Source organism: Mucilaginibacter sp. P4_D1 (genome assembly GCF_056401935.1).
Map to the genome: position 1 here is coordinate 38,775 of NZ_JBFUIJ010000013.1, position 22,271 is coordinate 61,045.

16 protein-coding genes are annotated in these 22,271 nt (G+C 41.9%); 2 read left to right on the forward strand and 14 right to left on the reverse strand.

Annotated features, from left to right (window positions below; all coding sequences use genetic code 11):
• The first annotated feature begins 57 nt into the window (after positions 1-57).
• Entirely contained in the window at positions 58-3,513 is a 3,456-nt protein-coding gene (locus tag AC1DV1_RS13760; protein WP_477360067.1) for a trifunctional glycoside hydrolase family 18/polysaccharide deacetylase/glycosyltransferase family 2 protein, read from the forward strand.
• 81 nt (positions 3,514-3,594) lie between these two features.
• Here AC1DV1_RS13760 and ispF read toward each other — a convergent pair whose 3' ends face one another.
• Together ispF and porV are read right to left on the reverse strand one after the other, a co-directional pair.
• Positions 3,595-4,077 carry a 2-C-methyl-D-erythritol 2,4-cyclodiphosphate synthase gene (ispF, locus tag AC1DV1_RS13765; RefSeq protein ID WP_477360069.1) on the reverse strand — a complete coding sequence of 161 codons (483 nt, stop codon included), beginning with the start codon at positions 4,075-4,077 and terminating at the stop codon, positions 3,595-3,597.
• Positions 4,078-4,079: 2 nt separating this feature from the next.
• On the reverse strand, positions 4,080-5,249 hold the full coding sequence (gene porV / locus AC1DV1_RS13770; protein WP_477360071.1) for a type IX secretion system outer membrane channel protein PorV: 1,170 nt from the start codon (positions 5,247-5,249) through the stop codon (positions 4,080-4,082).
• Between the two features lie 237 nt (positions 5,250-5,486).
• On the opposite strand from porV, the gene AC1DV1_RS13775 reads away from it, so the two are divergent.
• Positions 5,487-7,187, forward strand: coding sequence for an SUMF1/EgtB/PvdO family nonheme iron enzyme (locus AC1DV1_RS13775; protein WP_477360073.1), 1,701 nt, complete (start codon positions 5,487-5,489; stop codon positions 7,185-7,187).
• Between the two features lie 402 nt (positions 7,188-7,589).
• On the opposite strand, the gene AC1DV1_RS13780 is transcribed toward AC1DV1_RS13775, so the two are convergent.
• From AC1DV1_RS13780 to nuoL, 12 genes are all read right to left on the reverse strand, one after another.
• A complete protein-coding gene (locus AC1DV1_RS13780) occupies positions 7,590-8,987 on the reverse strand; it encodes a RagB/SusD family nutrient uptake outer membrane protein (RefSeq protein WP_477360075.1) in 1,398 nt (465 codons plus the stop codon).
• A 17-nt stretch (positions 8,988-9,004) separates the two neighbouring features.
• Entirely contained in the window at positions 9,005-12,124 is a 3,120-nt protein-coding gene (locus tag AC1DV1_RS13785) for a SusC/RagA family TonB-linked outer membrane protein (protein WP_477360077.1), read from the reverse strand.
• Positions 12,125-12,251: 127 nt separating this feature from the next.
• Positions 12,252-12,749, reverse strand: coding sequence for an acyl-CoA carboxylase biotin carboxyl carrier protein subunit (locus AC1DV1_RS13790; protein ID WP_477360079.1), 498 nt, complete (start codon positions 12,747-12,749; stop codon positions 12,252-12,254).
• 130 nt (positions 12,750-12,879) lie between these two features.
• The gene (locus AC1DV1_RS13795) at positions 12,880-13,542 is read right to left on the reverse strand and encodes a DUF4159 domain-containing protein (protein WP_477360081.1); all 663 of its coding nucleotides are present in this window, start codon (positions 13,540-13,542) and stop codon (positions 12,880-12,882) included.
• Positions 13,539-14,249 carry a 16S rRNA (uracil(1498)-N(3))-methyltransferase gene (locus tag AC1DV1_RS13800; protein WP_477360083.1) on the reverse strand — a complete coding sequence of 237 codons (711 nt, stop codon included), beginning with the start codon at positions 14,247-14,249 and terminating at the stop codon, positions 13,539-13,541. The genes AC1DV1_RS13795 and AC1DV1_RS13800 overlap by 4 nt, the downstream gene beginning before the upstream one ends.
• Positions 14,250-14,261: 12 nt before the next feature.
• Entirely contained in the window at positions 14,262-15,602 is a 1,341-nt protein-coding gene (locus AC1DV1_RS13805) for a hemolysin family protein (protein ID WP_477360085.1), read from the reverse strand.
• A gap of 7 nt (positions 15,603-15,609) precedes the next feature.
• Positions 15,610-16,155 (reverse strand): inorganic diphosphatase, encoded by a 546-nt coding sequence (locus tag AC1DV1_RS13810; RefSeq protein ID WP_274209777.1) that lies wholly within the window; start codon positions 16,153-16,155, stop codon positions 15,610-15,612.
• 21 nt (positions 16,156-16,176) lie between these two features.
• Positions 16,177-16,824, reverse strand: coding sequence for a DedA family protein (locus AC1DV1_RS13815; protein ID WP_477360087.1), 648 nt, complete (start codon positions 16,822-16,824; stop codon positions 16,177-16,179).
• Between the two features lie 55 nt (positions 16,825-16,879).
• Complete coding sequence (locus tag AC1DV1_RS13820) at positions 16,880-18,262, reverse strand: NADH-quinone oxidoreductase subunit N (protein ID WP_477360089.1); 1,383 nt, start codon at positions 18,260-18,262, stop codon at positions 16,880-16,882.
• A gap of 85 nt (positions 18,263-18,347) precedes the next feature.
• Complete coding sequence (locus AC1DV1_RS13825) at positions 18,348-18,722, reverse strand: four helix bundle protein (RefSeq protein WP_477360091.1); 375 nt, start codon at positions 18,720-18,722, stop codon at positions 18,348-18,350.
• 64 nt (positions 18,723-18,786) lie between these two features.
• Positions 18,787-20,262 (reverse strand): complex I subunit 4 family protein, encoded by a 1,476-nt coding sequence (locus tag AC1DV1_RS13830; RefSeq protein WP_477360093.1) that lies wholly within the window; start codon positions 20,260-20,262, stop codon positions 18,787-18,789.
• A gap of 22 nt (positions 20,263-20,284) precedes the next feature.
• Positions 20,285-22,195 carry an NADH-quinone oxidoreductase subunit L gene (nuoL, locus tag AC1DV1_RS13835; protein ID WP_477360095.1) on the reverse strand — a complete coding sequence of 637 codons (1,911 nt, stop codon included), beginning with the start codon at positions 22,193-22,195 and terminating at the stop codon, positions 20,285-20,287.
• Positions 22,196-22,271 lie beyond the last annotated feature (76 nt).

Genomic DNA, 22,271 nt, shown 5'->3' on the forward strand with positions numbered 1-22,271 from the left:
CATTCATCATATCTTCATTTGTTACCTATACTTTTAAACCAGAAGTAATCTCACTTAATGGCTTCAAATAAGCAAATTTTTCAGGCAGATACCCCCGGCAGATGGAACCGCTTTAAATGGCTCAGCCGTGTGCTGCTTGCATTTTTGGTAATAGGCATTATAGCTGTAATAGTTACCATTAAATCTACCTATTACCCCAGCTTGCCGAGCCTTGACCTGGCGCCAAAAAAAATGTCGAAAGAGGAGCTTGCGCAAATCAAACGGTCAACCAAATACAGGTCTTTCAAGATACAAAAAGGCGAAATTGAAGCGCTTGAACGTGCCAAACGACAACACCAACGCAAGCACCCCAACAATAAAGACCGCCTGAATGTTGCCTTTTACCGCCCATGGGAACCGCAGGCCTATTACTCGTTGCTTGACAATATGCCTAAGCTGGATATGGTGGTAAGCGAAGGCTTTTCCATCCTTCCGGGTGTTGATACCGTAATTACCAAAGTTGATACCGGTCTCATCAATGTTAATAAAAAATACAATAAGCCAATTATACTCACGCTATCAAACTATGTAAATAAAAACAACCAGGAGGGTGGTTATGATAGCAAGGATGTTGAGCGCATTATTAAAAATCCTGCTTTACGGGCCGGTTTTATCAATAGCGTTACAAACGCCCTTACAAAATATAAGTTTAAAGGCATCAATGTTGATCTTGACGAAATAAAAGACCGTAACAGCAAAAACTACATCACTTTTCAAACCGAGCTTTACAAAACATTAAAAGCGAAGGGTTTTCTTGTTACCCAAAACGTAGTGCCCGAAGATGAATCGTACGATATTGTACGATTACAACATGTTAACGATTTCCTGTTCATTATGGCTATTGATGAGCATAATGAATTAAGTAACCCCGGCGATTTATCAAACCAGCACTGGGTTGAACAAATTCTGGACGACGTATGCAGCAAAGTCCCCAGCGAAAAAATTATTTTAACCTTTGCAGGCGGCGCTTATGACTGGCGCGAAACCAGCATTGGCAAATCTATCGGCTATCAGCAGGCTATTAGTACCGCACAGGAAAACCAAAGCAAGATCACCTTCGATCCCATATCGGCCAACTCGCATTTTGCATACATGGATAAGGACAGCCTTGACCATGACATTTACTTTGCCGATGCGGCTACCAACTTTAACGTTATCCGCATGGCCGACGATTGGGCAACAGGCGGCGTGGCATTGTGGCGCATGGGTACCGAAGATCCCAGACTTTGGTCGTTTTTTCAAAAAAACCTATCTATCGATTCGTTGCGTAAAACAGGTGTAGATATGCGCAGATTAACATCTGTTGGTTTAAACAGCCGTAAAAACGTGGAGTATGACGGCGATGGCGAGGTGCTTGACCTGATTACCACGCCACAAACCGGTGAGATTGACGTAAAACTGGATACCGGCAATTATACCATCACTGCCCAAACTTATAAAAGGCTGCCTACCAAGTATATGATTCGCAAGTATGGGTACAAGCCTAAAAAGGTTGTTTTAACCTTTGATGACGGGCCCGACCCGGATTACACCCCGCGCATTCTTGACATCCTGCAAAAAGAAAAGGTTCCGGCATCGTTCTTCGTAGTGGGCTCCATGGCCGAAAAAAACATAGCCATCCTCAGGCGCATTTATGAGGACGGTTATGAAATAGGAAACCACACGTTTTTCCACCCCGATATATCAACCATCAGCCTGCAACGTGTGGTGCTGGAGCTAAATGCCACCCGTAAGATCATCGAATCGGTTACAGGCCGCAGTACTATATTGTTCCGCCCGCCATTTAATGCGGATGCCGAGCCTGAAACGCTTGCCGAAGTTATCCCTGTTGCCGAAAGCCGCAGACAAAGCTACATCACCATTGGCGAATCCATTGACCCGTGGGATTGGCAGCCCGGCGTAACCGCCGATAGCATCGTTGCCCGCACCATCAGGCAGGCAGGCAACGGATCAATGATATTGCTGCACGATGCCGGCGGCGACACCCGCGAAGAAACGGTAAAGGCATTACCTGCCATTATTCACTACTTTAAAACACATGGTTATGAGTTTACCACCATTGCCGATGTGCTTGACAAAACCAAGGATGACTTGATGCCACCTATAAAGGACGACCATACTGGGATTTTTGGCCCAATGTATGATGTTGCAGTCCATGGCTATTATTACTTCAACTGGTTTTTAATATACGTGTTTTTGTCGGCTATATTCCTGGCCATTGGCCGTATTGTTTTAATTGCCATATTGGCGCTCAGGCAAAACAGCGAGAACAAAAAGACCGCAAAACTGCGTGGCGATAATTTGCCCCTGCCCCCGGTTAGTATTATTGTACCTGCATATAACGAGGAGGTAAATGCTGTTGCCACCATACAAAGCTTATTGAAAACAGAATATCCCGTTTTTGAAATTATTTTTGTTGATGACGGATCCAAAGACGACACTTTCGCGGTAGTATCTGCAGCCTATGACGGGCATCCGCTGGTTAAAATATTAACTAAACCCAACGGTGGTAAAGCATCGGCATTAAACTTTGGGATAACCCATGCCACCAGCGATTTTGTGGTGTGTATTGATGCGGACACGCAACTTAAAAACGATGCCATTTATCACTTAATGAGCTACTTTACCGATGAGGAAATTGGCGCTGTGGCAGGTACGGTAAAAGTTGGCAACGAAACCAATATCATCACCCGCTGGCAGTCGATAGAATATATTACCGCTCAAAATATGGACCGCCGTGCTTTTGACCTCATCAACAGCATTACGGTAGTGCCTGGTGCTATCGGGGCGTTCCGCAAATCAGCCATTTTCCGGGCTGGCGGCTTTACTTATGATACATTGGCCGAGGATTGCGATTTAACCATGCGTATCCTTAAACAGGGCTATATTGTAAGAAATTGTGCCGAGGCTATTGCGTATACCGAGGCTCCGGAAACTATCGATATGTTGCTTAAACAACGTTTCCGCTGGAGTTTTGGTGTAATCCAAAGTTTCTGGAAAAACCGCGACGCGCTGTTTAACAAAAAATACAAATTCTTCGGAATGGTGGGGATGCCTAATATTCTCATCTTCCAGATCATATTACCGCTGTTTTCGCCGCTGGCAGATTTGATGATGATCTTTGCCTTATTTGGCGAAAAGCCGGAGAAAATGCTCATCTATTATGTGGCCTTCGTGGTTGTCGATTTCATTGTGGGCATCATAGCCTTCCGTATGGAAAAAGAAGATTACAGGAAGCTTGTTTACATTATACCACAACGTTTCCTGTGGAGGCAGCTAATGTATTACGTACTGTTTAAATCGATGCGCAAAGCCCTTAAAGGCGAGTTAAGCGGATGGGGCGTGCTGAAGCGGACGGGTAACGTAAATATTAAAGGCGATCAAAAGAAGAATAACTCGGCAATATATATTATTGTTATCTTGCTAATAACTGCCGCAATACTATTTTGGGTGGTAAAAAAGTGGTACATGTAGGCTGAAGAACTGCATGAAGGTCAAGACAAAAAATATCCCGCGTCTGGAATATTTTTTGCCTTGACTCACTTGCCTCTTAGGTTATTCTCTTTCGATCAGGCAAACCGCATAAGCAACAACACCCTCCTGACGGCCTATAAATCCCAGTTGCTCATTAGTGGTAGCTTTGATTGATATATCATCTTCACTTATAGATGCCGCTTTGGCTATATGAACCTTCATAGCCGGGATGTGCGGATTTATCTTAGGCGCTTCCAAACATACCATGGCATCAATGTTGCCGATACTAAAGCCTTTTTCTTTTATAAGTTCAACAACATGCTGAAGCAGGATAAGGCTGCTGATACCTTTCCAACGATTGTCGGTATTGGAGAAATGAAAACCTATATCGCGCATGTTAGCGGCGCCAAGCAATGCATCGCAAATGGCATGCAAAAGCACATCGGCATCTGAGTGGCCGTAAGCGCCTGCGTGGTGCTCTAAGTTAACACCGCCTAAAACAAATGGGTGTTGTTCACGTAACTGGTGAACATCAAAACCAAACCCTACTTTAATTTTACCCATTATTATTTTGACACATTGGAGGTACCGCCAAAACTTGCCGACAAACTAAAACGCAAGGTATTGGCCAAAGGACTATTTTGCTGGCTGGCTGCCAGGTATGAGAAATCGAATTTAAAAATATCATATTTAAGGCCGAAGCCAAGGGTGATATAGCGCCTGTCGCTTTTGCCTGGGTTTTCATATAAATAACCGGCACGTATGGCAAATTGCTTATTATACCAGTATTCGGCCCCTGGCGATAGGCTGATTTCTTTCAGTTCTTCGCTAAAACCGCCAGGTGCATCACCAAATGATTGAAAAATACCCGACGGTACCGATACATCATCATTTTTACCGCTTATAATATTACCATTAGCATCTTTAACAGGCGGCGTTGGTGTTAACAACTTGTTTACATCAAAAGCAACCGTTATCTGGTTATTTTCATCCAGGTTCCAGGTATTAGCAGCGCCTAACTTTAAATTGGCAGGTAAAAAATATTTAGGCCCGTTGGTAGTATAGCTGATTTTTGTACCGATGTTAGATATATTGGCGCCAAAAGCAAACAGGTTATCATCCCCATAAGTGGTTTTATAAAACATAGATACATCGGCAGCAAAAGCATTCCCGGCACGGCCGGTCTGAGTTGATCCGGCTGTCGCAAACGAAACACTTGAAATACTTGAATGGATGAAACGCCCGGTTAGCCCTAAAGAAAAACCTTCGCCAAACTTGCGTGCATAACTCACATCAAGCGAAAATTCATTTGGCGTATAGGTGCCCTGGCTATTTGAAAAATCGTCGTTCAATTGAAGCGATCCGTAATTAAAGTAGCGCAGCGATGCCCCAAGTGTATTACGGTCGTCCAGCTTATGGGCATAGCTTAAATAGGATAAACTGATATCGGGAACCAGGTGCCTTAGCCATGGAGAATAAGACAACGAAAGTTCATCATTGCTTTCAAGAAATGCAAGCTTTGAGGGGTTCCAGAAATTGGCATTAACATCCGGAGAAATAGCAACACCCGCCTCGCCCATTGCACCCGAACGCGAATCGGGGGTAATGTTCAAAAAAGGCACCTCAACACGTGATCCTCTATATGTGCTACCATCAGTACTTGTTTGCGCCACAACAGTAAATGGCACTAAATACAATGATAAGAAGGTTATATTCCGAAATGTAAAAAACTTCATTGGGTGCAATTTAGCTTTATTATTTTAATTGATAAATATAGGCCCATAATTTAGATGGGATTTTTAAAGGAATATTTAATAGCAAACCCTCAAAAAAAACAAAATATTGCAACTATTTGCCGTACTTTTTCGTTAAAAACTTTGATAATTGTTTGATTTATTTAGAAGAAGGCACATTAGCGTTAGCATTATGTCCATTTTTTTCTAAATTTACGTCATTAATATAATTGTAAAATTATGAAAATACTTTTTACTAAAACTGCTTTAGCCCTTGCGGCCGCATGTGCATTGGTAAGCAGCTGTAGTAAACCACCGGTATCGCAAAAAACCGGGTTAGTTTATAATAACAAAAGCAATGGTGGCTACGAGCGTTACAGGCAAACACACCCCGCACCTGGTCCGGGCCTGGTACCTATTGAAGGTGGTACCTTTGTAATGGGCGGTAGTGCCGATCAGGACGTAACCTATGACTATAACAATGTAAGGCGCAGGGTAACCGTACCCTCGTTTTATATGGACGAAACAGAAGTAGCTAACCAGGATTGGCTGGATTATTTGCACTGGCTAAGCATTACATTCCCGCAAGACCGCGAATTATATTACAATGCTTTACCAGATACCCTGGTTTGGCGTAAACCGTTATCATACAACGATCCTTACGTAGATAACTACCTTCGTCACCCTGCATTTCAGGATTACCCGGTTGTAGGCGTTAGCTGGGATCAGGCACAGGATTATTGCTCATGGCGTACCGACCGTACCAATGAAAATATTTTACGCGAAACCGGGCGTTTAGTAACCTGGAAAGATCAAAATGCAAAAGGTAAAAATGGTGGTCGTGCAACCGCTGCAAACGGATCATCGCAGCCTTTTAACACCGATATTTATCTTAACGGACAGATGAGAGGCACCGGCGTAGACGGTAAAAAAATGCTGCCTAACTTAAGCCCTAACGCTGCTGCCGGCACAGGCAAAAATGCAAAACCCGTAAGGCCGGTACGTATGGAAGATGGTATTTTAAAACAAGCTTACCGTTTACCATCAGAAGCTGAATGGGAATATGCTGCATTGGCATTGGCCGGAAATACGCAGTTTGAAAATATTGATGACGGTAAAATGTATTCATGGAACGGAATGGGCGTTCGTTCGGCAAAAAGCAAAACCCGTGGTTTAATTTTGGCCAACTTTAAAAGAGGAGCCGGTGACAACATGGGCGTGGGCGGTTACTTAAATGATAAAGCCGACATAACAGCGCCGGTACGTACCTACCCGCCAAATGATTTTGGCTTATACCAAATGTCGGGTAATGTTAACGAGTGGGTGCAGGATACTTATCGTCAAACATCGTTTGAAGAATTTGAAGATTTTAATCCCTTCCGTGGTAACCAGTATACCAACAAACGCTTAGCTGATCCATCAAAAGGCTTATATGCTAAAGACAAATATGGCAAGCCAATTAAAGACCCGGCCAAGTCAAACAAAAAAATGAAATATGCCGATTACCTGGCATTACAGCAAGGCCAGGATCCAAACACTGTGAACAGTGCACCTGCGCAAGGCACACCTGCTAACGGCGCCGTTGCAGCACCAGGAACACCAGCCAACGCGGCGGCTACTAAAGCCGCAGTTGCATCATTGGTTAAAGATTCGGGCAAAAAATACGATCCCGATTTCAGGGGCGAAAAAGATACTGTTAGCACTGCGCTGTATGGTACAACCTCATTGGTAAATGACCATTCCAAAGTTTATAAAGGCGGTTCATGGAATGACCTTGCTTTTTGGATGAACCCCGCCACCCGTCGCTTTATGGACGAGGACGAGTCAAGTGCCGAAGTTGGTTTCCGTTGCGCGATGACCTTAGTAGGTGCTCCGGAAGTTTATCCTAACGGCAAGCCGCACTACCCTGTTAAAAAACCAAAGCCCTTTAAGGCTAAATAAGATACCCAATTTTAAACTTAAGTATTAAGGCCGTTCAGTATTGAATGGCCTTATTTGTTGGCAGGAAAAAGCAGCTATAGTTGATAACTACGAAAATGAAGCAGTCTCAATTTGACGGGTGATTTACTGGCTACACCCGTTGCCACGTATGGAATATTAAAGCCTTTGAAGAGATAATAACGAAGCGTACTGCAAGCGTGATTCATTACCAGGGCATTAAAAAGACAGCGTGAATCGTCCGGCGCACTTAGCGGGATAAGCAAGTTATGCTTCGCCAATGGCCCTTGTTTGATAGACGCCGTGACATAAGTGCTTACGTTATAAACGAGAAACAACTACCATTATACTAAAGAACCCCGGCGGCATAAAGCCACCGGGGTTCTTAAAACTATTTCAATTTGATTAATAACCTTCGTTTTGTACAAGTTTAGGATTGGTCTGTATTTCACGCAATGGAACAGGCAATATCAATTTAGGTGAATTATAGGGTAATGCACCAACATTTTGCTGTAAACGCTTGGCATCCTGTAGGAAGAAACCACCTTCGAACGACAGTTCGTGTATGCGCTCCGTTAATATATCAGCTACACCTAACGGATTTGGTGTACCACCAACAGGAACAAAATCTGCAGCAGGTTTTCCGGCCAGCCCAGCCCTTGCCCTGATCGTGTTAACATCACTTTGTGGTGTAGCACCGACAGCAGTATTGCTTCTGATATTTCCTTCGGCACGTATCAGGTACATTTCAGCAAGCCTCACCACGTGAGCATTACCAAAATTGTTATTGAATTTTTTTGTCCTGATAACAGATGTTACCGTATAAAATTTCCCGCGTTCATCAGCGGCTTCAAAACCTGCTAAAAAGCTCGATTTTATCCTGATATCTCCACGGCCACCAAAACCCGATGAAGCATAAAATGTATTAAAAGAGTTAACACCTTGCTGAGATGTTACCTGGATAGCAAATATATCCTCAGACGTATTATCAAAGTGCGCAGCATCTGATCCGTTAGGAAATTCAGCGTCGTAAGTAGCAGTAAGGTCAAAAGCCCCTGAAGCAATCACCTTGTTAGCTTCAGCAACCGCCTTAGCGTATTGACCTTGCTGTAAATAAAGCCTGGCCAGGATAGCAGATGCTGAATATTTATTGGCATAAAACAAATTATCTTCGGGTAGTTTCGCTTCGGCATCAGTCAAATCGCTAATGGCCTGTGCATAAACAGCAGCAACAGTTGAGCGCGGAACGTATGACGCATCGCTAACTACGGTTGTTGGCGTTAATACAATCGGTACAGCAAGATTTGTTGACGGACTACCATCGTTCCAGGCCCTCCCATAAAGCCTTGCCAAATCAAAATACATTAAGCCTCTGATAAACTTTGCTTCACCTTCGGTTCTTTGGGCGTCATCGGCAACGGTAATCAGCTTCAAATTAGCCAGCACGTTATTACTCAAGTTTATAACCTGGTAACCTTCCTGCCATGTAGTTAAAGCAAAATTGTTATCATTGGTTATCTCCTGGTTTACCATCTGGGTAAGATCCTGGAAAGTACCCGTCCAGTTAATAATGTTTTGGGTTGCCAGTAAATCAGAATATAAGAATACTTCTCCTCCATACACACCTGACTGTGCCATGCGGTTATAAGTACCTACAAGGGTACTTTGTACGTCTTTTGCTGTTAATATGGCCTGAGTTTGATCAATTGACCCCGTTGGCTTAATATCAAGCGGTTTTTTACATGCATTTAGGCACATAGTAAGTGTCAATGCCGATATATATATATAATTTCTTCTTTTCATTTTAGTATGTTTTAATATTACAAGCCTATATTAACACCAAATGTAATTGTACGTGGTTGCGGGGCCGAGTAAAAATCGACGCCAAGGTTGATATTACCCGACTGGTAATCCGAGTTAACCTCCGGATCCCATCCCTTGTACTTGGTTATTAAAAATAAGTTATAAGCATTCATAAACAACCTTACCTTTTGCAATTTCACCTTGCTCACCACATTCTTAGGTAAAGTGTAGCCTAATGTCATGGTTTTTAAACGTACATATGAACCACTGGATAAATACCTGCTTGATGCGTTCACTCCGTTACCATAAAACAAACGTGGTTCGGGTATATCGGTAATGTCGCCTGGTTTATCCCAGTATTTAAGCTGATCTACGGTTTGATTATCAAAACCGTTGCCTGCACTGGTGCTCATATATTGGCCACCCCCATTGTAAATTTTATTGCCAAATGCACCCTGGAAGGTAAACGACAAATCGATACCATTATAGCTGAATGTATTGGTAAATCCGGCTATATACTTTGGAGTAGGGCTGCCCAATACCACATTTTGTGCGGCGTTATAGTCATTTGTCTTCGTACGATCTATTTTACCATTAGCATCCTTGGTATTCAGATAATACAAGGCATCACCGTTAGCAGGATCGACACCGGCATATTCATGACCATAAAACACGCCTATAGGTTGCCCTTCAATTACACGGTTTAAGTCATTACTGCCTAAAACCTGTCCGTTAATAAATGTGACTATATTTTTGTTGTAAGCGGCATTTATTGATGATGTCCATTTAAATTTCCCTACAAATATATCGCCCGATAACTCAAGCTCGAGACCTTTGTTATATAACTTGCCAAGGTTTTGTACCTGTGTACTAAGTGGCACCGAACTTGGGTTAGAAATACCTAACGATCCCGGCAAGTTAACGTTCAATAACAAATCCCTTGTACGCTTTTGATAATAATCAAAGCTACCGGATAAGCGGTTATTGAAAAACCCGAAATCGACAGCTAAATCCAACTGTGCGGTTGTCTCCCATTTAAGGTTAGGGTTGCTTATTTGTGTAAATTGCTGGCCGGCAGCACCATTATAGTTGGCCGGAGCAAATAAACCTAATGACGAAAAGTTACCAATCTCGGCATTACCGGTTAAACCGTAACTCCCGCGAATCTTTAAAGAACTTATTAGTTTACTGTCTTTCAGGAAATCCTCTTCAGACAGGATCCAGCCGGCAGAACCGGATGGGAAAAAGCCGTAACGGCTGTTAGGGCCAAATCTTGATGAACCATCTGTTCTGGCACTACCCGATAACAGGTACCTGCCTTTATAGGCATAATTCGCCCTAAAGAAATATGATAGAAAACTGTAGCCTGTTTCAAAAGACGAGCCCGCTGTTTTAACAGCCGCTGCCGACAGCTTTTTGTAAGCATCGGACGGGAACTGGTTACCTTGAATATCATTACCTACGTTTTTTGATTTTTGATAGCTTGTACCCAAAACCATATCCAATGAACTTGTTTTACCGCCAAAAAGAGTTTTATAGCTAAAATAGTTATTGGTATTATAATTAATAACCTGCGAGGTGGTGTTTTCGCCAAATCCGTTGTTGGTACTTGTGTTACGGTAGGTAAGGGCGCCAAAATAACTATCTTCAGCCTGGTTCAACTGATCGATGCCAAATTCGGTGCGGAAGGTAAGGCCTTTAAATATATCGAGATTTGCGTAAACGTTCCCGATGGTACGGTAAACATTAGCCTGGTAAAATGCATTGTTTTTACTGATCAAAGGATTATAATAAAGCGGAAAATCATCCGATTCGCCCGGAGGGGTACCGCTTATTAAACCGCTGCGCGGGTCAATTAACGGGGTAATTGGCGATAGGGCAACTATTTGCAAAGGTGTGCTAAACTGATTATCATCAGATACCCTGTCGTTAACCGTATTTGCAAAGCTCAGGTTCATCCCGATAGTTAAATTTTTATCAATCTTGCTGTCCAAATTTAAACGGCCCGAATATCTTTTAAAATGATTCCCGATTATAATACCTGCCTGGTTAAGGTATTGCCCGCCTATATAGTAGGTGGTTTTATCGTTACCACCAGATATATTTAAATCATACTGTTGTTGCGGTGCGCTCTGAAAAGCTTGTTTTTCCCAGTTGGTATTAATTTTACCTGTTTTCCAGTCGTCGGTACCGGCCGACAAAAAGGTAAGGTTATCATCAACATATGATTTGTAATCAGCAATAGCATCATCGAGTGTGTCGTAAGCACCGGCAGCAAAATCCTGTTTGGCTGCCCCTACGCCCGCACGCTCCTCTATCTGCACAAATTGCTTAGCATTCAGGAAATCACGATGCCTTGACGGATTGCTGTTACCAAACTGGGCTGTAAAATTAATTTTGGCAGCACCTGCTTTTCCCTTTTTGGTAGTGATTACAACTACACCATTGGATGCACGGGCACCATATATAGCAGATGCAGAAGCGTCTTTTAGTACCTGTATCGATTCGATATCATTAAAGTTGATATCGGCAAGCGGGCTGGTAGCAGCACCGGTGCTCGATTGACTTTCGGTAGTAATTGGCACTCCATCTAATATGTAAAGAGGCTGTGTACCCGCCGATACTGATGACGTGCCACGCACGCTGATCTTGATGCCCTGGCCAAGCTTTCCGTTATCTGCCTGAACCAAAACACCTGCAACTTTACCTTGAATAGCCTGTTCAACAGATGTAGTTGGGGTACCTTCAATGTCCTTTGCACTTACTGAAGATATTGCACCGGTTATATTAGCCCGTTTTTGCGTACCATAACCAACAACAACAACCTCGGTTAATTGCTTAGAATCTTGTTCTAAAGCAGTACTCAAAGTTTTTCCGGCAATTGGCAATTCTACAACCTTAAAACCGATAAACCTAAAAACTAAAACCTTTGCTGATGCAGGAACCGAAAAACTGTAGGCTCCGCTTACATCTGTTTGAGTGCCAATACCGGCGGCACCTTTCACGGTCACGCTTACCCCAGGTAAGGGCGAACCATCCTTTTGATCTGTTACTTTACCTGTAATAACACGGTTTTGTGCGAAAACKAATGAAATGCAGGAAAATAACAACAAAATTGTTAGTAGATTTTTCTTCATAGAGTTAAATATTAATTAAAAAAAGTAAGTTATTAACAAAAAGGCAAAAAAACAATTAAAGCGATGAGGATTTCTCGCATTTTTTACAATTGTAGTACCAAAATTACAGTGAAGAATAGATAAATCTTTAAAATTCAATCAAAATTTGTCCCTTTTCCACCTTATCACCGCTCTTTATCCTGATTTTCTTTATAGTTACATCTGCCGGGCATTTGATAATATTTTCCATCTTCATGGCTTCAAGTACCAAAAGGTTATCTCCTTTTTTTACCTCATCGCCGGCAACAGCAAATACTTTGAGTACAAGGCCCGGCATAGGGGCCTTAATTTCGCTTAGCTGAGCACTGGTTAAACTACTCAGGCCTAATTTATCCAGCAAAATATCAAACTGATCTTTTACCGTAATTGTATAGGTATTATTGTTTATCTTAATTTGGGCAGTTTTATCGGCACTGTTAAAAGATATTACGTCGGCATTGTACGATTGGTTGCCTTCTATAATATGATAGATGCCTTCGCTAATATGTTTAATATCGGCCGTAGTAGCTGTATTATTAATAAACAGACCGTCACCGTCTTTTGCTGCATCAAAGCTATATTTCTCATTTATTTTTATCTGATACATGTTTTGCAGGGTTTGAGTTTCGGGATGGTGTAGTTCTTAACGTAATGACAAATTAAAGTTAAGCAAATATCAGGATTAGGCTATTGGCAAAATGCAAATAGTTGAGCAAACTTAATGCGGTTAAATAAAACTACTGCGTAAAAACATATTGCACCATATTGGCGCCCATTTTAAGCGCCTTTAAACGGGTTTCCTGCGTATCGCCGGCGTAAGTACCATAATCCTCCCAACCATTGCCCAAATCGCACTCATAGTCATAAAAACACACTAATCGCCCTTTATATATCAGCCCAAAACCTTGTGCGCGGGTGCCGTCATGCTCGTGTATTTTTGGCAAGCCATTGGGGAAGCTGTATTTTTGGTGATAAATTGGATGATTAAGCGGCAACTCCACAAATTCAAGTTCAGGAAATACTTTTTTCATTTGCGGGCGGATGAATTTATCCAATCCGTAATTATCGTCGATATGTAAAAAGCCACCGCCGGTGAGGTATTTGCGCAGGTTACGGGCCTCCTGGTCGCTAAAAATCACGTTACCATGCCCAGTCATAAAAACAAAGGGATAATTAAATATTGATGCACTACCCACTTCAACAACCTCATCATCGGTATCAAAGTTAGTTTTCAGGTTTTCATTACAGAATTTTGCCAGGTTAGTTAAGGCTGTACGGTCGCCATACCAATCGCCCCCACCGGCGTACTTAAGCCGGGCAATTTTATACGAGGGGGCACAGAAACCACACAAAACTACAAATGCAGCAAAGGCAATGATGATATAACTGAGTTTTTTCATAGCCGGTTTAAAAAATTCACCTCGAAGCAGGCTTCCAGGGCGGCGGTTTCGGTACGCAGCCTGGCCTCACCCAAAGTTATCGGTTTAAAGCCGCTTTCCAAAGCCAACTCAATTTCGGCAGGGCTAAAATCGCCCTCGGGGCCTATCAATATCAAATAACGCCCGTGTGGGTTAATTACTTTACGTAAATCGAACTTATCGCCCGGTTCACAATGAGCAATAAATCTTTGCCCGTCAAAAGGCAGCGCTAACAGCTGGTTAAATTTAACCGCATCATTTAATACAGGATGATATGCTTTTAATGATTGCTTGATAGCTGCGGTGATGATTTTATTAAGCCTGTCAACCTTGGCCTCCTTACGCTCCGACCGTTGGGTGATGATAAGCGATATTTCATCGATACCAATTTCGGTGGCTTTTTCCAAAAACCACTCCAGGCGTTCGATATTTTTGGTGGGTGCTACCGCTATGTGCAGGTAATGGTTCCGTTTATTAAACTCCGGAGTAACGGATGTAATATTGAGGATGGTACGTTTGGGATGCGCATCGTGAATAACCGCATTATAAAACCCTCCACGCCCGTCAATCAGTTGAACTTCGTCGCCTGCCTCCAGCCGCAAAACACGTATAGCATGTTTGCTCTCTTCCTCACTAAGAAAATATTGGGGATGCGTGGGGGCAATATCGGGCGTATAAAAAAGATGCATTGGCTAAGCAGATTAATGTAAATCTACAGCATCTTCTTCATTTATCAGCAATTCAAGTTTAACAGATTCGATATTCTGATCTGATTTGCGCAGCACAGTGATATTATACCCATTTGATTCCTTTTGCTCGCCAACATCCGGAATTTTACCAAATATGTCGCCCAGCCAGCCGCTTACCGTATCAAAGTCGCCGTCTTCGGGCAAGTCATGGGGCAGGTGTTCGTTTACATCATATATAGGCGCAAGGGCATTTACAATAAACTCACGCTCGTTAACTTTTTCTACAATTGGTTTTTCCTCATCGTACTCATCCTGTATCTCGCCTACCAGTTCCTCCACAATATCCTCCAGGGTAACCATTCCGGCCGTTCCGCCAAACTCATCCAGCACTATGGCTATTTGAATACGTTTTTGCTGAAGTTCGGCCATCAAGTCGTTTATCTTTTTGGTTTCGGGAATAAAGTACGGTTTGCGGATGATATTTTTCAGTACTATCTCTTCGTTACGTGCAAGCAACGGCAAAATATCTTTGGCATGTACTATCCCGATGATCTTATCTATCACATCATCAAAAACCGGCATCCGGGAGTAGCCTTCGTCGATGATCATATCCAGCAATTCCTGCTTGGTTGAGGTGATATCGATGCCTGAAATTTTGGTGCGGGGAACCATAATGTTTTTAACAACACGCTCGTTAAAATCAAAAACATTCTGAATCAGCTCATGCTCGTTTGAATCTAAGGCACCCGATTCTTTACCCTGCTCAAGCAGGTACTGCAATTCTTCAGAACTGTGGTGTGCTTCGCCGCCCTCTAAGGTACTGATCCCTAAAAGTTTTAAAATAAAGTTAGCAAAGCCATTTAATACCCAAATCAAGGGTTTAAAAAACACAAAGAAAAAACGGAGTGGCAACGATATGGCCAGCACCGTACGTACCGACTTTTGAATGGCTATTGATTTGGGCGCAAGCTCGCCAAATACAATATGCAATACCGTAATAAATGTAAAGGCAAGGATGTGGCTGGCTGTGATAAAGCCCGGCGAAAGGGTTATCCCCACTGCCAAAAATGCCCTGATAACAATATTGGTGGCAACCTCTTCGCCCACAACACCAAGGGCCAGTGAAGCAATGGTAATACCCAGTTGCGTAGCAGCCAGGTAACCATCCAGATTATGCAGTATGCCGCGTGCAACTTTGGCAACGCCGCTGCCCGATTTTGCTTTAATTTCTATTTGTGAACCCCGCACCCTTACCATAGCAAACTCGGCGGCTACAAAAAAACCGTTGAGCAAAACCAGGAATACGGTTGCAATTAAATAAAAGGTGCTTATTTCGTAATGCGCGGGGTCCATCTAATATTTATTGGGTTACCGGAAAAGTAGACTTATACAATTCCAAACTCTCATTTATTACCTTATGCGCATAACGCACACCTAATAAATGCTCGATAGTTACGTTCTTGCCTTCCAGCTTTTTGTAATCTTTAAAAAAACGAACAATTTCGGTCATGGCATGTGGGGGCAATTCATTCAGGTCGTTAATATAATTAACCGACATGTCATTTTTTGCAACTGCGATGATTTTATCGTCCTGCTCGCCATTGTCAACCATGTGCATTACCCCTACTACCTTTGCCTCAATTATCGACATCGGGAATACATCAATAGAGCAAAGCACTAATATATCCAAAGGATCTTTATCGTCACAATAAGTTTGTGGTATAAAGCCGTAGTTAGCCGGATACATCACCGATGAAAACAAAACACGATCTAATTTTAATAAACCAGAATCCTTATCTATTTCATATTTAGCTTTTGAACCTTTAGGTATTTCGATTATAGCATTAACAATTTCGGGAATGTTATCGCCAGGAGAAACCTGGTGCCATGGATGTTGTGTACTCATTTGGTATTTGTAGTATATTTATTATCTAATATTCTGTTCTTTATTCTCTGCAATTTTCTTTCGTACGTAGGCAACAACAAGGGGTATGGTAGTAATCACTATAAGCCCTAATACCACATACTGCATGTAATCCTTCAACTGCGGAAACCTTTTTCCTAAAAAAAAGCCGCCTAAGGTAAAGGTGCACACCCATGCTACGCAACCAACAAGGTTGTATAAAGCAAACTTTTTAAGATCAACTTTAACAACACCTGCAAATATAGGGGCAAATGTCCTAACGATAGGGAAAAATCTGCCCAAAATCAAAGCCATACCACCGTATTTGTTATAAAAGTCGCTGGCCAGTATCACATATCGCTTCTTAAAAAACAGCGAGTCGTTTCTATTGAACAATACCGGTCCCGTTCGATGACCAAACCAATATCCCGTAAAATTTCCTAATATGCCTGCTGCAATGAGCGATAACACCAATGTAGATATATTTAMGTCAACCTTGCCTGCAGAACACAACAAGCCTGCCATAAATAGCAAATAGTCTCCTGGTAAAAAAAAACCAAAAAACAACCCGGTTTCAGCAAAAACAACAACAAGCAGGAAATAAAAACCTCCCCTACTTATGATGGATTGAGCGTCCGTTAAATTTTGAAGGTAATCCCAAAAACTTTCCATTCACTATATCTGTAAAACTACAAATATTATATCAATTTGCAGTACCCAGTTACCATTAAATGAAATAGGAAATAAAATCAGGGTAAACACCGATGATGATAGTTGCTAATGCCGAAATAGCAAAAACAATTTTATAATAGGCCGGCACCACCAGCTCGGCCCTGTCTGCCGACCTGAAATACATGGCCACAATAACCCTGAAGTAGTAGAAAATACTGATGATGGCGTTTACAACAGCTACTATAACCAACCAAAACTGATATTTAGCAAGCGCACCGGTAAACATATAAAACTTACCCATAAAGCCTGCAGTAAGCGGGATACCGGCCAATGAAAGCATTGCTATCGTTAGCACTAATGCCAGGAAAGGATTCTTTTTTGCAAGGCCGTTAAAGCTCTCAAAATTATCGCTGCCACTTTGTTGCTGCACCAAAATAAGGGCACCAAAAGCTACAATGGATGCAACAGAATAGGCGGTTGCATAAATAAATACCGAATTGGCCGAACTTGCACCTAAAGCCACAATTGCAAAAAGCAGGTAACCAGCGTGTGAGATACTTGAAAAAGCAAGCATCCTTTTAAAGCTTTGCTGATATAATGCGGTAATGTTGCCTATAAACAATGTTGCTACAGTGATAACCAATAAAATTGGCGTCCAGAAATCAGATATTGGTGCAAAACATACCGAAAATAAACGCAGGAATGCCGCAAAGCCGGCAGTTTTTACGACTGTAGACATGAAAGCAGTGATTAGCGTTGGCGAACCCTCGTACACATCTGGTGTCCAGAAATGGAATGGCGCAGCACCTACTTTAAAGCAAAGGCCCACTATGATAAGCCCGATACCTGTATAAAACATAGGATCGGCGTGTGGATGAGCAACAACCCAATCGCTGATAACCTCGAGGCTAAAAGAGCCTGTTGTGCCGTAAAGCAGGGTAATACCAAATAACAAGAAACCTGTTGAGAAAGCCCCCATCAGGAAATATTTTAATGCCGCCTCGTTTGATGCAAAATCGCTCTTCTTAATACCGGCCAGTATGTACAAGCTTACCGACATGATTTCAATACCGATAAACATCATGGCTAAGTTGTAATAAGAAACCATTACAATAATGCCTGCCAACGAGAAAAGGATAATGGCATAATATTCGGCAACGTGGTTGCTTATCTTCTCAAAATACCCGGCCGATAACAGCAGGATTAAAATAGTTGTTATAATAGCTATTGATGAAAATACAACAGAAAAATTATTGAACATCATCATACCATGAAAAGTAGGAATTGTGGTATCGGGCCTTTTGTATTCGGCCACAGCGCAAGCCAGCGCAGCAAGCAAACCAACAATGGTAACAGGTAATAATGCCTTTGAAGCCTTGTACAAGCCAAGGTACAGCAACACTATTGGTAAAACAGATATGATGATTAAAGTAGTCATGTTTTTATAAATCCTAAAACCTAAATTCTAAACTCTAAATAAAACCCTTAAAGCTTCGTTAAAATTCAAAAACCCGGGTTAGCTGTTAATTAGTATTCTTTATTTTTTCAAGCATTGCTCCAAAGATTCTTGTCAATTCCATCGTTTCCTGAATTAACATACCCCTGGAGTTTGCCAGTTGTTGTTCATTTATATCTATTAGTCTGAGCCATAAACGACTCTCTTTTGCCTCTTTTCTACAGATCTTTATCCTGTGCGAAAAATCGTTCCTGCTAAAGCTTTCGTTAGCTTCTATAAAATTCGCCGCTACCGAACCTGACAATCTTACAAGTTGCTTGTAGTATTCAACATTATGTATATTTTTCTCTATCTTCTTTAAAAACTCTTTACAATTATTGGCGAAATCAAATGTTCTATCTTCCAGATTAAACTTTTTAGCGTTGTTATCTCCGGTTTCCATCTACTTCATTCAATATTTTGTTCTTTTCTTTTTAGAGTTTAGAAATTAGAATTTAGAGTTTATATTAAAAGCTTGGCTTTGTATTCAAAGTATTTATCAAATTAGTAACAGCCGCTTCAGATATATGCAAAATAGGCTGCGGGTATATACCTATACCAATTATTAATACGCAGATAATACCAAGCACTAATTGCTCAGATCCGCTGATGTCTTTAAAATTAGTGGTTAATTCATTGGTTTCGCCCTGCATTACATTTTTGTACATGCGCAGCATATAAACCGCACCTAAGATAATGGTTGTACCGGCAATAACAGCCAAGGCGATATTCATGTAATGGAATGCGCTGTACTGAAACACACCATCTAACAGTAAAAACTCGCCCACAAAACCATTGGTTAACGGCAGGCCTACAGTACCCAATACAATAATTAAAAAAGCTATCGAAAATTTGGGAGCTACTTTGGCAATACCGCCAAGATTTCCTATTTCGCGGGTGTTTAAACGGGTGCTGATGATATCCCAGATAAAAAACATACCAACAACGTTTATACCGTGATTAAGCATCTGTACCATAGCACCTTGTACACCCTGCTGACTCCATGTAAATATACCCGCGGCAATTAAGCCAACGTGCGCAATAGATGAATAGGCTACCAAACGCTTACCATCAGTTTGCTTAAATGCGATAATCGACGCATAAACAATTCCTATTACCGCCAATATAGTTATAATAGCCTGCCAGTGGTCAAGACCTGCCGGTGCATTTGGGATCATCCAGCGAATTGCTCCATAAACACCCATCTTAAGCATAATACCTGATAACATCATGGTACCGCCGGTTGGGGCTTCGGTATAAGTATCGGGCTGCCAGGTATGGAACGGGAATACAGGCATCTTAATAGCAAACGCCAAAAAGAATGCTAAAAACACCCACGACTGCTGCTGAGTGCCTAATTTTAAAGTGTAAAAGGCATGTATATCAAACATCTTAGTTGGTGATTGCAGGTAGAGGTAGATGATGGCCACCAGCATAAACAACGAGCCTGCAAACGTGTAGATAAAAAACTTAAGCGTAATACGGATACGGTTTTCACCACCCCACAGGGCACATATAAAGTAAATTGGAATTAATGCTGCCTCCCATCCTACGTAAAACAAAAAGCCATCCATAGCAGTAAACACCAGTAGTAACCCGGCCTGCATAAATAAAATCAGGCCGTAAAAAGCACCCGCATTTTTGTACTCGTGCTTAAACGTACTTAATATGATAAGCGGAACAAGCAATACTGTAAGTAACACTACAATCATGCTAATCCCATCAATACCCGCTTTAAAATAGATGCCTAACCTGGGTATCCATGGTGCATCTATAACAAATTGCGAGGTTGCATCGGGTACAAATTTGCTTAAAAACAAGCCTGCTACTGCCAGCTCGGCTATTGCAAAAAATAAAGCGGCATATTTGGCTGTGTTGCCTTTTAAAAAGGCTACTATAACTGCGGCAATTACCGGTAAAAAAATTAATATACTAACGGTCATTTTATGTTTTAAACGCTATCGTTTATACTTTAGTTAATCCAAATGCGGTATACAGCAACACGCCAATAATACCCAGCACCATTACAAATATGTAAAAACCTACATTACCGGTTTGCAGTAAGCGCAAGCCCTTGCTGGTTTCAATTGTACCTTTACCAATGCCGTTCACCAATCCATCGATACCTAATTTTTCTACCACGTTGTAGAAGAAGGTCGACAGAAAATCCAGGGGTTTACGGATAAGGAAATCATACAGCTCATCAACATAAAATTTATGGTAAGATAAACTGGTTAAGGCCGGGCGTTCTTCGGTATCAGCAACCGGAACACGGCCATTTTTAACATATTTTATATAAGCATACACTAAGGCAACCATTGCTAACAGAACCGAAATTCCCATCAAAGCCTTTTCCGTACCTGCTGATAACTCGCCCATTGGCAATGCCGCCGTTGAAGCTTTAAACACCGGTGCCAGGTAATGGGCCAATTCATGATGCCCGCCCAATACTTCCGGTACGCCAATTAACCCACCAACAATAGATAATACCGCCAACACGATCAAAGGAATCGTCATTGTAGCCGGTGATTCATGGAGATGATGTTCCTGCTCATGCGTTCCGCGGAACTTACCCCAGAAAGTAAGGTACATCATCCGGAACATATAGAAAGAGGTTAGCATCGCTGTAAACACACCAATTACATAAAATGTAGTGCTATGTTCGTAGGCGTGGGCTAAAATTTCGTCTTTTGAAAAGAAACCAGAGAATGGCGGGATACCAGATATAGCAATGGTACCTATCAGCATGGTTACAAAGGTTACAGGCAGTTTACCTTTCAAGCCACCCATTTTACGCATATCCTGCTCACCGTTTACAGCGTGAATAACAGAACCCGCACCAAGGAATAATAAGGCCTTGAAGAAAGCGTGAGTTAACACGTGGAAAAAAGACCCAGTATAAGCACCTACGCCCAGGCCCAAAAACATATACCCTAATTGCGATACGGTTGAGTAAGCCAATACCTTTTTAATATCGGTTTGTGTAAGGGCAATTAGTGCAGCAAACAATGCGGTAGCCAAACCTACTATTGCCACCACTTCCATAGCAAACGGCGATAGTGTATAAATAATATTTGAGCGGGCAATCATATAAATACCGGCTGTAACCATTGTTGCAGCGTGTATTAATGCCGAAACCGGTGTCGGGCCGGCCATGGCATCAGGCAACCAGGTAAACAACGGTAACTGTGCCGATTTACCCACGGCACCTACAAACAGCAATAAAGCAATAGCTGTAAGCGGCGCAGCACCAACTTTCATTACTTCTACTTTGTGAAACAACGGGATATACTCAATAGTGCCAAAAGCATATATAATAAGGAATACCCCCATCAAAAAGCCAAGGTCGCCAATACGGTTCATGATAAAAGCCTTTTTGGCAGCATCGGCATAGCTCGGATTAGTATACCAAAAGCCTATCAACAGGTATGAGCATAAACCAACGCCCTCCCATCCTATAAACATAATGATGTAGTTAGAACCCATCACCAGTAAAAGCATAAAAAATACAAACAGGTTTAGATAAGCAAAGAACTTACCAAAACCCTTATCATCATGCATATAACCAACGGAGTACAGGTGAATCAGGAAGCCTACTCCTGTAATGATCAGCAGCATGATAGAGCTTAACTGATCTATCATAAACGCAAATGGTACGTGAACCGGGCCAGCGTTAATCCAATCGAAATAGTTGACGTTAATTTCGTGTGTTGCTTTTACCTGGAAGAAAACGGCAATGCTTAAGGCAAAAGATGCCAATACCAGTGCACTGCCAATAAAGCCTATTACGCCTTTTGATAATGAATTGCGGCCAAGCCCGTTAATAACAAAACCGGCTAACGGTAATATGGGAATAAGCCAGATATATTGATTCATAAGCCCCCTCTAAATCTCCCCCTGAAGGGTGAGACTTTTATTTTTTAATTGTTCTATTTATAAACTTCTCTTGCGA

Bases quoted from the DNA above. Each gene is read 5' to 3' on its own strand.
- porV (WP_477360071.1), bottom strand. From the start codon at position 5,249: ATGAAGTTTTTTACATTTCGGAATATAACCTTCTTATCATTGTATTTA.
- AC1DV1_RS13775 (WP_477360073.1), top strand. From the start codon at position 5,487: ATGAAAATACTTTTTACTAAAACTGCTTTAGCCCTTGCGGCCGCATGT.
- AC1DV1_RS13830 (WP_477360093.1), bottom strand. From the start codon at position 20,262: ATGACCGTTAGTATATTAATTTTTTTACCGGTAATTGCCGCAGTTATA.
- AC1DV1_RS13760 (WP_477360067.1), top strand. From the start codon at position 58: ATGGCTTCAAATAAGCAAATTTTTCAGGCAGATACCCCCGGCAGATGG.
- AC1DV1_RS13800 (WP_477360083.1), bottom strand. From the start codon at position 14,249: ATGCATCTTTTTTATACGCCCGATATTGCCCCCACGCATCCCCAATAT.
- AC1DV1_RS13810 (WP_274209777.1), bottom strand. From the start codon at position 16,155: ATGAGTACACAACATCCATGGCACCAGGTTTCTCCTGGCGATAACATT.
- nuoL (WP_477360095.1), bottom strand. From the start codon at position 22,195: ATGAATCAATATATCTGGCTTATTCCCATATTACCGTTAGCCGGTTTT.
- AC1DV1_RS13825 (WP_477360091.1), bottom strand. From the start codon at position 18,722: ATGGAAACCGGAGATAACAACGCTAAAAAGTTTAATCTGGAAGATAGA.
- AC1DV1_RS13780 (WP_477360075.1), bottom strand. From the start codon at position 8,987: ATGAAAAGAAGAAATTATATATATATATCGGCATTGACACTTACTATG.
- AC1DV1_RS13820 (WP_477360089.1), bottom strand. From the start codon at position 18,262: ATGACTACTTTAATCATCATATCTGTTTTACCAATAGTGTTGCTGTAC.
- AC1DV1_RS13795 (WP_477360081.1), bottom strand. From the start codon at position 13,542: ATGAAAAAACTCAGTTATATCATCATTGCCTTTGCTGCATTTGTAGTT.
- ispF (WP_477360069.1), bottom strand. From the start codon at position 4,077: ATGGGTAAAATTAAAGTAGGGTTTGGTTTTGATGTTCACCAGTTACGT.
- AC1DV1_RS13790 (WP_477360079.1), bottom strand. From the start codon at position 12,749: ATGTATCAGATAAAAATAAATGAGAAATATAGCTTTGATGCAGCAAAA.
- AC1DV1_RS13805 (WP_477360085.1), bottom strand. From the start codon at position 15,602: ATGGACCCCGCGCATTACGAAATAAGCACCTTTTATTTAATTGCAACC.